The sequence below is a fragment of the Nocardioides sp. genome, from assembly GCF_029937575.1.
Lineage (GTDB): Bacteria > Actinomycetota > Actinomycetes > Propionibacteriales > Nocardioidaceae > Nocardioides.
This window is the reverse complement of the sequence record NZ_JAPYPS010000057.1, coordinates 13,286-27,461: the sequence shown is the minus strand read 5'-3', so window position 1 is coordinate 27,461 and position 14,176 is coordinate 13,286. Positions and strand designations below refer to the sequence as shown.

Below are 14,176 nucleotides of genomic sequence, written 5' to 3'. Positions count from 1 at the left end.
GTCGACTGCGCGCGGGCGCCCTACCCACCCCGAAGAACGCACGATGAGCGGGCCCCACACCCACCCGGAAGATCAACCCAGCAAGCCGACCAGCTCTTCGACACCGTCCACCAGGCGCGGGCCCGGCCGCGCCCACATCGCATCGGCATCGAGGGCATGGATGCGCACGTCCTCCGGCAGCACGCCCGCGGCCACCAGGGCATCGGCCTGGGCCCGGGCGCCGGCCCGGTCGAAGCCGCACGGCGCGACCAGGACGACGTCCGGTCGAGCGTCGCGCACCTGCTCCCACGTGACGCGCACCGACTTCTCGCCCGCCGTGCCCAGCACACACTCACCGCCGGCGATCTCGATCATCTCGGGGATCCAGTGGCCGGGGGCGTACGGCGGGTCGGTCCACTCGAGCAGGACGACGCGAGGTCGGTCGCCTCGGTCCGGGCATGCGGCGACCTGGCGTCGTACGCCCTCGAGACGTGCGCGCAGGGAGGCGACCAGGACGTCGGCCTCGGCCACCCGGTCGACGGCCGCTCCGATCGTGTCCACCGACGCCAGCACCTCGTCGAGCGTGTGCGGGTCGAACGTCAGCACGTCGGCAGCGCAGCCGAGGTGGGCGAGGGCGTCGTCGACGAGCGAGACGTCGATCGCGCACACGGCGCACAGGTCCTGGGTGACCACGAGGTCGGCGTCCAGGTCGGCGAGGGCTCCGGCGTCGAGGCGGTAGAGGTCCTCGCCGGCCGCGACGGCTGCGGTGACGAAGTCGTCGATCTCGGCCGGGGTGAGCCCCTCGGGCATCGAGGTGCTCGACACGATCCGCCGCTCGCGGGCCTCGGCCGGGAAGTCGCACTCGAAGGTCACGCCGACCACGTCGGCACCGGCTCCGATGGCGAACAGGATCTCGGTGGTCGAGGGGAGCAGGGAGACGACGCGCATGGGTCCAGTGTCCCCGCCGCCGGACGTCAGGAGACCTCGGCCGTCCGCCGCAGCCCGGCCAGCACCTCGACCGCCACGGCGAGGGCGATCGCCGCGGGCTGCTTGCCACCGCCCAGCCCCGAGACCACGGCCGGGTCGCCGATCGGGCAGCGGATCCGGGCGATCGCGTCGGGCGTGTGGCCCTCGACGCCGAGCGACTGCTCGAAGCGCCGCCACTTCGCCGACGACCCGATCAGCCCGATCGAGCCCAGGTGTTCGCACCGCAGAGCGGCGTCGCACAGGGCGAAGTCCTCGGCGTGGTCGTGGCTCATGATCAGGACATCGGTGCCACGAGGCAGCTCGCCGAGCGAGACCTCGGGCAGGGGAGCGTGGTGGGCGACCACCGTCGCCGGACCGTCCAGCAACGGCCCCACCGCTGCGTCGGAGACGTACGACGCTCGCGAGTCCACGAGGTGCAGCTCGACGTCGTGGCGCACCAGCACCCGGGCCAGCTCCTGGCCCACGTGACCCAGCCCGAAGACCGCGACGGCCGGGCGCACCGGCACCGGCTCCAGGAGCAGCGACACCTCCCCGCCGCAGCACTGGCGACCGTGCTCGGTGCGCGCCTTGTCGCTGAGCGACACCTCGACCTGCACGGGCGACCCCGCCACCGACGAGAGGAGCAGGCGGGCGCGCGCGATCGCAGTCTCCTCGAGGTTGCCGCCGCCGATCGAGCCCCAGGTGGCGGCGGCGCTGACGACCATCTTGGCGCCGGCCTCGCGAGGAGCATGGCCGCGCGCGGCCGCGACGGTGACGAGCACCGCCGCCTCCCGCTCGCGCCGGAGCGCGGCGAGGGCGTCGAGCCAGTCACTCATGGCCGGGCCTCGTGGCCGGTCACCGGGTTGCCGGGCACCCGGCTCGCGACCTGCTCCGAGTGCGGGTGCAGCGCCGGCGCGTCGGACGACGGCTGGTCGGGCTCCACCCCTGGCGCGCCCTCGGTGACCGGCGCCGGCGCGCCGGTTCGCGCGGCCTGGACCGCCCAGAACACCGCCTCCGGTGTCGCGGGGGAGGCCAGGTCCACGCTGAAGCCCGGCTCGGGAGCGAAGGCGGCGCACGCCTCGCGCAGCGCCTCTCGCACCGCGAAGGCCAGCATCAGCGGCGGCTCCCCGACAGCCTTCGAGCCGTAGACGACGCCGTCCTCGTGCGCCTCCTCGAGCAGGGAGACGTTGAAGACCTCCGGCATCTCGGAGAACGACGGGAGCTTGTAGGTGCTGGCCGCCTGCGTGGTCAGCCGGCCACGTCCGGGACCCGACGAGGAGTCCCAGCGCAGGTCCTCCAACGTCAGCCAGCCCGCCCCCTGCACGAAGCCGCCCTCGATCTGCCCCAGATCGACCAGGGGCGAGAGGGAGTCTCCGACGTCGTGGACGATGTCGACGCGCCGGGTGCGGTAGGCGCCGGTGAAGCCGTCGACCTCCATCTCGGCCGCAGCGACGCCGTAGGCGAAGTACTTGAACGGGTGCCCGCGCATCAGTGAGGAGTCCCAGTGCAGACCCTCGGTCTTGTAGAAGCCTGCCGCCCACAGCTGGACGCGCGAGAAGTAGGCCTCGCGCACGACCTCCTCCCACGGCAGTCCGCGTCCGGCATCGACCTCGTGGAGCCGTGCCGTGATCTGCTCGCAGGCGTTCTTGATCGCCGCGCCGTTGAGGTCGGCACCCGAGCTGGCCGCGGTGGCCGAGGTGTTGGGGACCTTGTCGGTGCGCGTCGGCGCGAGCCGCACCCGCGCCAGCGGCACCCCGAGCGCGGTCGCGGCGACCTGGATCATCTTGGTGTGCAGGCCCTGGCCCATCTCGGTGCCGCCATGGTTGATCAGCACCGAGCCGTCCTTGTAGACGTGCACGAGGGCGCCGGCCTGGTTGAAGGCGGTGAAGTTGAACGAGATCCCGAACTTCACCGGCGTCAGCGCCAGCCCGCGCTTGGTGTGCTCGTGCGAGGCGTTGTACGACGCAACCTCGGCCTCGCGCGCGGCGATGTCGGCGGAGTCGACCAGCTGGTCCCACGCCGCGGTGATCCGTGAGGCGTGTCGCACCGGCTGGCCGTACGGCGTCTCCTGGTCGTCGGCGTAGAAGTTGCGGCGCCGCAGCTCGCGCGCCTCGATGCCGAGCAGGGGAGCGCAGCGCCCCAGGATGTCCTCGATCACGAGCATGCCCTGCGGCCCGCCGAACCCTCGGAACGCGGTCTGCGACGTCTTGTGGGTCCGGGCGATGCGACCGTTGATCCGCACGTCCGGCAGCCAGTAGGCGTTGTCGACGTGGCACAGCGCGCGGGCGAGCACCGGCTCGGAGAGGTCGAGGCTCCAGCCGCCGTCGGAGGTGAGGGTCGCGTCGAGGGCGACCAGCAGCCCGGCCTCGTCGAAGCCGACTCGCCACCGGGCGTCGAAGCCGTGCCGCTTGCCCGACATCGTCATGTCCTGCTGACGGCTGAGCCGCAGCCGTACCGGGCGGCCGGTCAGGCGCGACCCCAGGGCGGCGATCGCTGCGAACCCGTGCGGCTGCATCTCCTTGCCCCCGAAGCCGCCGCCCATCCGCAGGCACTGCACGGTGACCTCGTGGCTGTCGAGGCCGAGGACGTGCGCGACGATCTCCTGCGTCTCGGTCGGGTGCTGGGTGCTGGACTGCACGAAGACCTGACCGGCCTCGTCGACCAGGGCCAGCGAGCAGTGCGTCTCGAGGTAGAAGTGCTCCTGGCCGGCGAAGTCGATGTCCCCGCTGAACACGTGCGCCGCACCCGCGAGGGCCGCCTCGACGTCGCCGCGCACCACCGTCGGCTGACCGCCCTGGAAGCTCTCGGCCGCGATCGCCTCGGCCACGGTCACGATCGCCGGCAGTGGCTCGTAGTCGACCTCCACGGCCGCGGCACCGCGGCGGGCGGCCTCGAGCGACTCGCCGAGCACCCAGCACACGGCGTGCCCGTGGAACATCACCTCGTCGGGGAACAGCGGCTCGTCGTGCTTCACGCCGGCGTCGTTGACACCTGGGACGTCGGCGGCGGTCAGCACGCGCACGACGCCGGGCACGTCGTACGCCGGCTCGGGGCGCAGGCCCCTGACCCGGGCGTGGGCATGGGTCGAGCAGACAGGATGGGCGTGCAGGATGCCGTGGGTGCGCTGCACCAGGTCGTCGGTGTAGACCGCCGCGCCGGTGACGTGCAGTGCCGCGCTCTCGTGCGGGACGTCGAGGCCGACCGAGACACCGCTGTCCGGGCGGGAGGACAGCGTGGTCATGACGAGACCACCTCTTCGTGGTCCTGGCTCTCGTGCCACAGGCGCGGCAGTGCCTGGCCCAGCATCGCCGAGCGGTACGCCGCGCTGGCGCGCTGGTCGTCGATGGGCGTTCCTTCGCTGCTCAGCACCTCGGCAGCGGCCGCCACCGTCTGCAGGGACCAGGGCTCGCCGGTGAGGGCGGCCTCGGTGGCGCTCGCCCGGAGCGGGGTGGCCGCGACCCCGCCCAGCCCGATGCGAGCGGTCACGACGATGCCGTCGACGACGTCGAGCGCGACCGCCACCGCGACCCCGGAGATGTCGTCGAAGCGGCGCTTGGCGACCTTGTGGAACGCCGTGACGCCGGCCAGTGGCAGCGGGATCCGGACCGCCCGGATCAGCTCGTCGGGGCGCTTGAGCGTCTCCCGGTAGCCGGTGAAGTACGACGCCAGCGCGACCTCCCGCTCGCCCTCGGCCGAGGCGAGCACGAGCCGGGCGTCGAGGGCGAGGAGGGCGGGTGCTGTGTCGCCGATGGGCGAGGCGGTGCCGAGGTTGCCCCCGAGCGTGGCGCCGTTGCGGATCAGGCGGGAGGCGAACTGGGGGATCACGGCTCCGAGCAGCGGCAGCGACACCCCGGCGCTCGCCAGGCGGGCCTCGATCTCCGAGAGCGTGAGCGCTGCTCCCAGGGTGATCGCCGCATCGGTCGTCGTCAGCTCCCGCAGCTCGGGCAGCCGGTCGAGCGCGACGACGTACGACGCCCGCAGTCCGCGCAGGTTGACCTCGACGCCGTGGTCGGTGCAGCCCGCGACGGGGACGGCGTCGGGGTGGTCGCGCAGGACGGTGAGGGCCTCGGCGAGGCTCGAGGGCCGCACGAAGGTGCCGTCCAGGTCGGCGACGTGGGTGGCGACCGGCGCCGGTGGCGGGGACGTGTGGCGGGCAGCGAGGGCGTCGTCGGCGGCGGGATCGCCGAGGGCGAAAGCGGCGTCGCGGATCGGGCGGTAGCCCGTGCAGCGGCACAGGTTGCCGCTCAGGGCGTGCAGGTCGAAGTCGTTGGGCCCGACCTCACCGGGCTCGTGGAGGCCGGTCACGCCCGAGCCGCGGTCGGGGCGGTAGTACTCCGCCGCCATGCTGCACACGAATCCGGGCGTGCAGTAGCCGCACTGCGACCCGCCACGGACCGCCATCTCGTGCTGCACCTCGTGCAGGGTGTCGGGGCTGCCCAGACCCTCCGACGTCACGATCTCCTGGCCGTCGAGCGCGGCCGCGGGGACCAGGCAGGCGTTGAGCGCCGTCCACCGGGTGGCCCCGGCATCGACCGGGTCCGGCCTGGCCACCATCACCGAGCAGGCACCGCACTCGCCCTCGGCGCAGCCCTCCTTGGCACCCGTCAGGCCCTGGTCGCGCAGCCAGTCGAGGGTCGAGGTGTGCACGCGGGCGGTGCCCAGCGGACGCTGCTGCCCGTTGACGGTGATCTGTACGTCGCTACCCACTCCCTCATCCTAGGAGCGACGGGTGACAGCCGTGTGACGACGCGAAGCACCACCTTCTAGGCTCACGTGGTGCACGCCGACCACCGAGCCTCCTTCCGGCGCGGCGTGCGTCTCGGGGTGCCGTTCGCAGCGGTCGGGCTGCTGCTGTCGTCGTCGTTCGGCGTCCTGGCCGTGCAGGCCGGGTTCTCGCCGCTGCAGGCCCTGGTGATGTCGGCACTGGTCCACGCGGGTGCGGCGCAGTTCGCGGCCACCTCGATCGTCGTGGCTGGCGGTGGGGTCGTCTCCGGCGTGGTGGCGGCCAGCCTGATGAATGCTCGCTTCCTGGCGATGGGTGCCGCGCTCGCCCCTTCTCTGCCGGGCGGCCCGGCCCTGCGCGCCGTCCAGGCCCAGACGGTCGTCGATCCGTCGTGGGCCGTCGCCAACAACGGAGACGGCACCTTCGACCGTTGGCTCCTCTTCGGCGCGACGGCCCCGCAGTACGTCGGCTGGATCAGCGGGACCCTGCTCGGCGCGTACGGCGGTGACCTGATCGGCGACATCGAGCGCTTCGGGCTGGACGCCGTCTACCCGACCTTCTTCCTCGCCCTGCTCGTCGCCGAGCTGCGCCGACCGGGGTCGCGTGGCATCGCGCTGGCCGGGGCCGTGATCGCGCTGGCCCTGGTGCCGTTCGTGCCCGCCGGCATCCCGATCCTGGTGGCCGCCGCCGCAGCGCTGGTCGGACTGGCCCGGTGACCGCCGCATGACCGACCCGAGCTCGACCACCCTGTGGCTGCTGATCCTCGGCACCGCTGCCGCCACGATGGCCATCAAGGCCTTCGGCCCGGTGGTGCTCGGCGGGCGTCAGCTGCCGACCGCGGCGACCCGGGTGCTGGTGCTGCTGCCTCCGGTCGTGCTGGCGGCGCTGGTGGCGACCTCCGCGCTCGCCGACGGCTCCACCCTGGAGATCGACTCCAGCACCGCCGGTGTCGCCGCCGGCGGTGTCCTGCTCTGGCGGGGTCGGCACCTGCTGCTCGCCGTCCTCGTCGCCGCTGCTGTGACCGCCGTACTGCGCCTGCTGGGGGTGCCGTGAGCGACCCGACCCTGGAGATCCTCGCGCTGCTCGCCCTGGCCGGGCTGGCAGCGGGGTTCGTGGACGCCGTGGTCGGAGGGGGCGGCCTGATCCAGCTGCCCGCCCTGCTCCTCGGGCTCCCCGGCGCCAGCCCCGTGCAGGTGCTGGCCACCAACAAGCTCGCCTCGATCTGCGGCACCAGCGTCAGCTCGGTGACCTACTACCGCCGGGTGCGCCCGGACCCGAGGACGTTCGGACCGCTGATGCTCTTCGCCTTCGCCGGCTCGGCCGGCGGCGCAGCCGTGGCGAGCAGGCTGCCGAGCGAGGCCTTCGACCCGATCGTGCTCGCCGCCCTGGTCGTCGTGGGTGCCTACGTCCTCCTCAAGCCCGACCTCGGCGGCGACACGGCGCTGCGCCACACGGGCCACCGGCACACCGGTCTGGCGATGCTCACCGGACTGACGATCGGCTTCTACGACGGCGCGCTCGGCCCCGGCACGGGCAGCTTCTTCGTGTTCACCCTCGTCGGCCTGCTCGGCTACAGCTTCCTCGACGCCAGCGCCAAGGCGAAGATGGCCAACTGGGCCACCAACCTCGCCGCCCTGTGCGTCTTCGTCCCCCAGGGTGCGGTGCTGTGGAAGGTCGGCCTGGTGATGGGTGCGGCCAACCTGATCGGCGGGTACGTCGGCGCGCGCACCGCGGTCGCCCGTGGGGCCGGCTTCGTGCGCGTCTTCTTCATGGTCGTCGTCGCGGCCTTCGTCGTGCGGATCGGCGGCGAGGTGCTCGGTCTGTGGTGACCCGCTACCGCACCGTGGCTCGCGACGCCGCCGCCGAGATCGAGGTCAAGCGGTCGCGCTTCCGGTGCGCGCTCACGCGGGTCGAGACCGAGGACGCCGCGCGAGCGGCCGTCGACCGGGCCCGCCTGGACCACCGTGACGCCCGGCACCACTGCTCGGCCCTCGTGCTCGGTCCGGGCGCCGAGGTGGAGCGGACTCACGACGACGGGGAGCCGTCGGGCACGGCCGGCGCTCCGATGCTGGAGGTGCTCAGGGGTGCGGCGGTCTCCGACACGGTCGCGGTCGTGACCCGGTGGTTCGGCGGCACGCTGCTCGGAGCCGGGGGCCTGGTCCGCGCCTACTCCGACGCGGTCCGCGAGGCACTCGCGGTGGCGGGCACCCGGGAGCGCTTGCTGCTGCGTGAGCTCGTGCTGGAGGTGGGGCACTCCGATGCGGGACGCATCGAGAGCGACCTGCGCAGCCGAGGTGTCGCCGTCCTCGGCGCGACGTACGCGGCCGAGGTCACGCTGCGGCTGGGCGTCGACCCGAGCCGCGCGGACCTGCTGCACGCGGCGGTCGCGGAGCTCACCGGTGGGGCGCTCACCGCCGAGCCCGTCGGCGAGCGCTGGGTCGACGTAGGTTGAGCGCATGAGCATCCCGGTCGACGTCGCCGACCTCAACACCGCGCTGGCCGACTTCGGCGCGGGCTACCTGCTGACCGTCTCTCCCGGGGGGCGGGTCAAGGCCGTGACGGTCGAGCCCCGGATCACCGACGGCCGGCTGGTCGTGACCGGTCCGGGCCGCGGCTCGGTCGCCAACGTCGGGGCCAACACGCTCGTGACGGTGCTGTTCCCGCCGCTGGCTCAGCGCGGCTACACCCTGCTGGTCGACGGCGAGGCCAGTGTCGACGGCGACGACGTGCTCGTCGTGCCCAGCGGGGCGGTGCTGCACCGGCCTGCCGCGCACAGTGACGGACCCGGTCCGCCCGCCCCTGCCACGGGCTCGGCCTCGGGATCGAGCTGCGGTCACGACTGCGGACCGGTCTCGTGAACCCGTCGTCGTACGACACGAGCTCGGGTACGTCGTGATGGCCTCCCCGGCCGGGCTCACGTTCTGCTTCGTCACCCACCCGGCCTCCCGTCGGCCGGCACCGGCACGCTGGGGAGACGGGCTCTCGCTCGTCGACCAGGTCTGCCTCGACGTCGCGCCGGCCGCGTACGACGTGGAGTGCGCGTTCTGGGAGGCGCTGACCGGCTTCGAGGGGTCGTCGGCGCGGCTGCCGGAGTTCCGTCGGGTGGTCGGCCCCGCGGCACAGCCGCTCCGCTTCCTGCTGCAACGCCTCGACGACGAGGGGCCCGTCGGCGCCCATCTCGACCTCGCCGCGAGCGACCGCGCGGCCGAGGTGGAGCGCCACGTGGCCCTCGGCGCCGAGGTGGAGACCGTCGCGGACTTCTGGACGGTGCTGCGCGACCCCGGCGGTCTGCGCTACTGCGTCACCGGCCGCGATCCGAGCACCGGAGCGGTGCGATGAGCCACCCGCCGTACGCCGCCGACGAGCGCACCACGTTGCTCGCGTTCCTCGACTCCCACCGCGACACCCTGCGCCGCAAGACTGCGGGGCTCGACGCAGCCCAGCTCGCCGCGACCCTGCCGCCGTCCGACCTGACGCTCGGCGGGATGCTCAAGCACCTCGCCTACGTCGAGGACTGGTGGTTCGGGGTCAACCTGCTCGGCGAGGATCCACGCGCACCGTTCGACGACGTCGACTGGGAGGCCGACGGCGACTGGGACTGGCACAGCGCGGCCGAGCAGACGCCGGCAGAGCTGCTCGCCCTGCTCGATGAGTTCGTCGCCCGCTCCGACGAGGCGATCGCCGCCACGGACAGCCTGGACGCGCTCGCCGCGCGTCGACACCCCAGCACCGGCGAGGGGCTGAGCCTGCGCTGGATCCTGGTGCACCTCATCGAGGAGTACGCGCGCCACAACGGCCACGCCGACCTGATCCGCGAGTCGATCGACGGGAGCACCGACGCATGAGCGATCCCGCGATCCGGGCGATGACACCCGGCGACTGGCCGCGGGTGTGGCCGTTCTTCGCCGACATCGTCGCCGCCGGCGAGACCTACACCTACCCGCTCGACCTCACCAGCGAGCAGGCGCGCGAGCTGTGGAGCAAGCCCCCGCCGGGGGCGACCGTCGTCCTGGAGGAGGACGGCGAGGTGCTCGGCAGCGCCACGATGGGTCCCAACCGACCGGGCCGCGGCAGCCACGTCGGCACCGCGTCGTTCATGGTCGCCCCGGCGGGGCGCGGTCGTGGCGTCGGTCGGCGCCTCGGCGAGCACGTCGTGCAGTGGCACCGCGACGAGGGGTTCGCCGCGATCCAGTTCAACGCGGTCGTGGAGACCAACACGGTGGCGGTGCGCCTGTGGCAGAGCCTCGGGTTCGCGATCGTCGGCACGGTGCCGGGGGCCTTCGAGTCGGCGTCCCACGGCCGGGTCGGGCTGCACGTCATGCACCTCGCGCTCTGAGCGGTGGGGACGCGGTGCCTCGGTGCCGAGTGACCCCGTTGGGTACGGTCGGAGCATGACCGAGACCCCCGACGAGCAGCAGACGAGTCCGGACCGCGAGCTGACCGAGGACGAGCTCGCCGACGAGATGAGTGAGGAGTCGTTCCCCTCCAGCGACCCGCCGTCGACCTGGGTCGGCGAGAGCACACCGGCCGACGACTGAGGGTGGCGCTCAGCCGGCGACGGTGCCGGTGTCGCCGTCGGCGAAGCCGGGCAGGTACTCGGTGAGGATCGCGTGGAACGGCGCCTCGGCCTCGAGCTGGCTGAGCACCCCGATCCCGCCGATCCACGTGCGGTGGATGAGCATGTACGACGGCGGCAGGTTGAGCTTGATCGCGATCGTGTACGTGGGCTCGCGGGGGTTGTTGATACGGGCGAACTGCTCGCGCATCCAGGCTCGGTTGAACTGGAAGCGCTCCACCATCGTCGGCTCGACGAACGGGGAGAGGTAGTCCATCAGCAAGGTCGGGTCGAGCTTGATCTTGTCCTTGATGAAGCCCTCGTGACGCAGGCCGGCCATCAGCTCCTCGCCGTCGCCGAGGGCGCAGAGGCGGATCAGTGAACCCATCGCGCGGGGGAGGTTGCCCTCCTCGAGGCGCGCGACGGCGCCGTAGTCGAGCACACCGAGCCGACCTGGCGTGCCGTCGGCGTTGGGGATGATCCGGAAGTTGCCGGGGTGGGGGTCGGCGTGGAGCATGCCGGTGCGCGAGGGCCCGGCGAACATGAAGCGCACCAGCAGCTCGCCGTAGTGGTTGCGCTCCTCGGGCGTGCCCTCCTTGATGATCCGGGCCAGCGAGGAGTCCGACTCCAGCCACTCGGTGACGATCACCGTCGGGCCGACCGCGACGACGCGGGGGATCACGATGTCGGGGTCGCCGTCGAAGGCCTCGGCGAAGGCCGTTTGTGCCTCCGCCTCGAGGGTGTAGTCGAGCTCGTCCTCGGCGCGAGCCCGCACCTCCTCGACCAGTGGCTTGATGTCGATCCCGGGGAAGACCGGCCCGATCGTGCGCGCCAGACGGGAGAGCTGCCGGATGTCGGAGAGCAGCGCCTCCCCGGCGCCGGGGTACTGCACCTTGACCGCGACCTCGCGACCGTCGTGCCAGCGCCCCTTGTGCACCTGCCCGATCGAGGCGGCGGCGGTGGGGCCACCGTCGAGCCAGACCAGCTGCTCCTGCCAGTCGGGCCCGAGGTCGCGGGCGAGGATCTCGCGCACCGTCGAGGTGGGCATCGGGGGCGCGGAGTCCTGCAGCCTGGTGAGCTGGTCGCGGTACGGCGCGGCGACGTCCTCGGGCAGGGCCGCCTCGAAGACCGAGAGCGCCTGCCCGAACTTCATCGCGCCGCCCTTGAGCTCACCCAGGGTGCGGAAGAGCTGCTCGGCGGTGCGCTGCTGCAGCTCGGTCATCACGGCCTCGGCGGGAGCGCCGCCGAGGCGCTTGCCGAAACCGACGGTCTTGCGGCCGGCGTAGCCCAGCGGCAACGCTGCCAGGCGCGCCGTACGGGCTGCGGCCTTGCGAGGGAGATCGGCCATGTCGCCATTGTGGCCCACCGCCGGTCACCCGGTGGGGTCAGGCTCGTCGGGCCACCCGTGCCTGCACGAGCGCGGTCGCGACGGCGACGACCAGCACCAGGCCGGCGAGCCCGAGGGTCAGGGGGATCAGGATGATCGCGCCGATGGCCACGAGGCCGGCGGTCTGGCCGGGGGCCTGGCTGACCAGGACGAAGCCCGAGGCGTCGGAGCAGGTGACCTCCACCGAGGCCGACGTCGGGCCGAACGTCGCCTCTCCCACCCAGGCGCCGGTGCCGGAGAGGGTACGGCGATCGGTGCCGTCCGCGGGCGTGGTCGTCAGGACGTCACCACTCGCCGGATCACGGATCTCGCAGTCGGGCTCTGCCCGCGTCTCGTCGAACCAGATCATCGACTCGCGCTCGGCGCTCGTCTCGGCGGTGTGGGGCTGGCCGTCGACGGGCAGCACCGAGTCCTCGGACTGCACCGGTCCGTCGCTGAGCAGGGCAGGCATCACCCAGAGCGAGACCAGGGCAGCGACGACGAGCACGACCGCGGCGATGCTCTGCCGCAGCAGCGTCCGCGCACTCGTCGGCCGCGGTTCGTGGCCGTGGACGCCCGGGGTGCCGAGGGTGAACAGGGTGCTGTCGTCCTCGTCGGTCCCCATGTCCGTCAGGCTAGCGAGGCCGGGCGGTCGGCGGGCCCGGGGTGCCGCGGGGCGCGGCCCTGGATGCGCCCTCGCGTCCCTCGAGGTGAGCCACGAGTCGTATCTGGTCACCCCGCTCGTAGACCGCGGTGTCGCCGGTGAGCGTGATCGGTCGGACCGCCGGCATCTTGTGCCGGCGTAGGACGAGGTCCCCTGCGGCCTGGGCGACGGTGTAGAGGTCGCGGCGCCCGAAGGTCGCTCCCCGCGTCTCGATCTTGGCCGCGAGCGGCAGCCGGACGTTCCGGACGGGCTCTCCCAAGGCTGTCGTGGACACTGCGACGGTCCACTCGTAGGACCCGCTGCCGCCGTACGGGCCAGGCACGTCGTCGTCGACGCCGGCGCCGAGAAGGCCGTCGGAGCGGATCGCCCCGGAGTTGGGGTTGAGCTGGGACGGGCTCGCGCCCAGCTGAGCCAGGTCCAGCGGGTCGAGCACCGGGTGGTAGCCGAGCGCCGGCAGCGCCGCGACCAGGTGCAGACCGTCGGGAGTCGCCTGCACGGAGTGCTGGGACGGACCCACGCCGACGATGATCGCGAGCACCGCAGTCGGCCGCCCCCTGCGCGTGACCCGGTAACCTCACGCCGGTGTTGGCGTGGCAGCGGTAGCCGAAGGGGTTCTTGGCGAGGTACTGCTGGTGTAACCGAGTTTGTGGCGTCGTCACTCAACCCGGAGACACTCCACGGGTTGCCCGGTGATCTTCGCGATGAGGTCGAAGTCCTTGTCGACGTGGAGAACGACGAGGTCTGCGAGCTCGGCCGCTGCCGCAATCAGCAGGTCGGGGACCGACGGGGCGCGGTGCTCGCCTTGCTCTGCCAGCAGCCCTTGGACGGCAACGGCACGTCGCTCGGATCGAGGCGTCAAGTTCCCGATCGGCATCAGCGACACAGGCGCGTTCTGGATCAGGGTGCGCCACGTCGAGCTCGAGCGGGCGGAGTAGCCGATCGCGAGGAGCGTCGCTGTCGTGACCCGGACCAGGCCGCGCTGCACGCGCTCGAACCACAGCTCGCCCTCCGGGCTGACGGAAAGGCGCACCAAGGCGGACTTGTCGACGAGCCAGGAGCGCTCACTCACGACCAGGCGCCACGCATCACGTCGTCATCGAGGAGGTCGCGACCGAGATCGGTGAGCCGCTCGAAGTCGGCGCGAGTGACCGTCAGGCGTTCGCGGGAAACTTCACCCCCGTGTTGGCGTGGCACCGGTAGCCGAAGGGGTTCTTCGCGAGGTACTGCTGGTGCTGGTCCTCGGCGTAGTAGTAGGTCGGCACCTCGCGGATCTCGGTGGTGATGTCGCCCAGCCGGCGGCGGGCGAGCTCGTCGCCGTACACCTTGGTGAGCTCGCGAGCGGTCTGCTCCTGCTCGGGGGTCGTGTAGTAGATCGCCGAGCGGTACTGGGTGCCGACGTCGTTGCCCTGGCGCATGCCCTGAGTCGGGTCGTGGACCTCGAAGAACGTCTTGACGAGGTCGGCGAAGGAGACCCGGGCCGGGTCGTAGACGACGCGGACGGCCTCAGTGTGGTTGGTGCGGCCCGAGCACACCTCCTCGTAGGAGGGGTTGGGGGTGGTGCCCCCGGCGTATCCAGCGGAGGTGGACCAGACACCGTCCATCTTCCAGAAGATCTCCTCGGCACCCCAGAAGCAGCCGAGTCCGAAGATCGCGACCTCGTAGCCCTCGGGCGCGGTGTCGGTGAGGATCGGGGCGTCGAGGACCGTGTGCTTCTCGGAGAGGTGGAAGGGGCGCTCGCTGCGACCCGGCAGGGCCTTCTCGGCCTCGATCAGCTCGGACTTGCGGGTGAAGAACACGGTTGCCTCCTGGCGGATCGGCGGGATCGGGGTGCACCCCGTACAACCACGACGCTAGCCGGTTCCTTCCACCAGACCTCTTACGAAGGGGTGACGTGACGGGTTCGACCTGCCGCGGGTGCTGGGC

At 72.5% G+C, this 14,176-nt stretch carries 18 protein-coding genes; 9 read left to right on the top strand and 9 right to left on the bottom strand.

What is annotated here, in order from left to right; all coding sequences use genetic code 11:
- Positions 1-72: 72 nt before the first annotated feature.
- From Q1K33_RS16130 to Q1K33_RS16115, 4 genes are read right to left on the bottom strand one after another with little or no spacing between them, the layout of a single operon-like run.
- Positions 73-927 (bottom strand): cobalamin-binding protein, encoded by an 855-nt coding sequence (locus tag Q1K33_RS16130; protein WP_300405750.1) that lies wholly within the window; start codon positions 925-927, stop codon positions 73-75.
- 26 nt (positions 928-953) lie between these two features.
- Positions 954-1,781 (bottom strand): xanthine dehydrogenase accessory protein XdhC, encoded by an 828-nt coding sequence (gene xdhC, locus Q1K33_RS16125; protein WP_300405749.1) that lies wholly within the window; start codon positions 1,779-1,781, stop codon positions 954-956.
- Entirely contained in the window at positions 1,778-4,186 is a 2,409-nt protein-coding gene (locus Q1K33_RS16120; RefSeq protein WP_300405748.1) for a molybdopterin cofactor-binding domain-containing protein, read from the bottom strand. Before Q1K33_RS16120 ends, xdhC begins: the two co-directional genes overlap by 4 nt.
- Positions 4,183-5,652: an FAD binding domain-containing protein gene (locus Q1K33_RS16115; protein ID WP_300405747.1), complete on the bottom strand. Its 1,470-nt coding sequence runs from the start codon at positions 5,650-5,652 to the stop codon at positions 4,183-4,185. Before Q1K33_RS16115 ends, Q1K33_RS16120 begins: the two co-directional genes overlap by 4 nt.
- Before the next feature lie 69 nt (positions 5,653-5,721).
- On the opposite strand from Q1K33_RS16115, the gene Q1K33_RS16110 reads away from it, so the two are divergent.
- Genes Q1K33_RS16110 through Q1K33_RS16070 form a run of 9 tightly spaced genes read left to right on the top strand, consistent with a single transcriptional unit; the run spans position 5,722 to position 10,206 of the window.
- Positions 5,722-6,384 (top strand): AzlC family ABC transporter permease, encoded by a 663-nt coding sequence (locus tag Q1K33_RS16110; protein WP_300405746.1) that lies wholly within the window; start codon positions 5,722-5,724, stop codon positions 6,382-6,384.
- A 7-nt stretch (positions 6,385-6,391) separates the two neighbouring features.
- Positions 6,392-6,721: an AzlD domain-containing protein gene (locus Q1K33_RS16105; protein ID WP_300405745.1), complete on the top strand. Its 330-nt coding sequence runs from the start codon at positions 6,392-6,394 to the stop codon at positions 6,719-6,721.
- A complete protein-coding gene (locus tag Q1K33_RS16100; protein ID WP_300405744.1) occupies positions 6,718-7,497 on the top strand; it encodes a TSUP family transporter in 780 nt (259 codons plus the stop codon). Before Q1K33_RS16105 ends, Q1K33_RS16100 begins: the two co-directional genes overlap by 4 nt.
- Positions 7,494-8,120: a YigZ family protein gene (locus Q1K33_RS16095; protein WP_300405743.1), complete on the top strand. Its 627-nt coding sequence runs from the start codon at positions 7,494-7,496 to the stop codon at positions 8,118-8,120. Before Q1K33_RS16100 ends, Q1K33_RS16095 begins: the two co-directional genes overlap by 4 nt.
- A gap of 4 nt (positions 8,121-8,124) precedes the next feature.
- Positions 8,125-8,526 (top strand): pyridoxamine 5'-phosphate oxidase, encoded by a 402-nt coding sequence (locus Q1K33_RS16090; protein ID WP_300405742.1) that lies wholly within the window; start codon positions 8,125-8,127, stop codon positions 8,524-8,526.
- 37 nt (positions 8,527-8,563) lie between these two features.
- Positions 8,564-9,007 carry a VOC family protein gene (locus Q1K33_RS16085; protein WP_300405751.1) on the top strand — a complete coding sequence of 148 codons (444 nt, stop codon included), beginning with the start codon at positions 8,564-8,566 and terminating at the stop codon, positions 9,005-9,007.
- Complete coding sequence (locus Q1K33_RS16080) at positions 9,004-9,513, top strand: DinB family protein (protein ID WP_300405741.1); 510 nt, start codon at positions 9,004-9,006, stop codon at positions 9,511-9,513. Before Q1K33_RS16085 ends, Q1K33_RS16080 begins: the two co-directional genes overlap by 4 nt.
- A complete protein-coding gene (locus Q1K33_RS16075; RefSeq protein ID WP_300405740.1) occupies positions 9,510-10,004 on the top strand; it encodes a GNAT family N-acetyltransferase in 495 nt (164 codons plus the stop codon). Before Q1K33_RS16080 ends, Q1K33_RS16075 begins: the two co-directional genes overlap by 4 nt.
- 55 nt (positions 10,005-10,059) lie before the next feature.
- On the top strand, positions 10,060-10,206 hold the full coding sequence (locus tag Q1K33_RS16070; RefSeq protein ID WP_300405739.1) for a hypothetical protein: 147 nt from the start codon (positions 10,060-10,062) through the stop codon (positions 10,204-10,206).
- A 9-nt stretch (positions 10,207-10,215) separates the two neighbouring features.
- Here Q1K33_RS16070 and Q1K33_RS16065 read toward each other — a convergent pair whose 3' ends face one another.
- The 5 genes from Q1K33_RS16065 to msrA form a co-directional block, all read right to left on the bottom strand.
- Entirely contained in the window at positions 10,216-11,571 is a 1,356-nt protein-coding gene (locus Q1K33_RS16065) for an AarF/ABC1/UbiB kinase family protein (RefSeq protein ID WP_300405738.1), read from the bottom strand.
- A gap of 37 nt (positions 11,572-11,608) precedes the next feature.
- Positions 11,609-12,214 (bottom strand): hypothetical protein, encoded by a 606-nt coding sequence (locus Q1K33_RS16060; RefSeq protein ID WP_300405737.1) that lies wholly within the window; start codon positions 12,212-12,214, stop codon positions 11,609-11,611.
- A gap of 10 nt (positions 12,215-12,224) precedes the next feature.
- Positions 12,225-12,770: a hypothetical protein gene (locus Q1K33_RS16055; protein ID WP_300405736.1), complete on the bottom strand. Its 546-nt coding sequence runs from the start codon at positions 12,768-12,770 to the stop codon at positions 12,225-12,227.
- A gap of 138 nt (positions 12,771-12,908) precedes the next feature.
- Positions 12,909-13,322, bottom strand: a complete 414-nt coding sequence (locus Q1K33_RS16050) for a VapC toxin family PIN domain ribonuclease (RefSeq protein WP_300405735.1) — start codon at positions 13,320-13,322, stop codon at positions 12,909-12,911.
- Positions 13,323-13,404: 82 nt separating this feature from the next.
- Positions 13,405-14,049 (bottom strand): peptide-methionine (S)-S-oxide reductase MsrA, encoded by a 645-nt coding sequence (gene msrA, locus Q1K33_RS16045; protein WP_300405734.1) that lies wholly within the window; start codon positions 14,047-14,049, stop codon positions 13,405-13,407.
- Between the last annotated feature and the right edge of the window lie 127 nt (positions 14,050-14,176).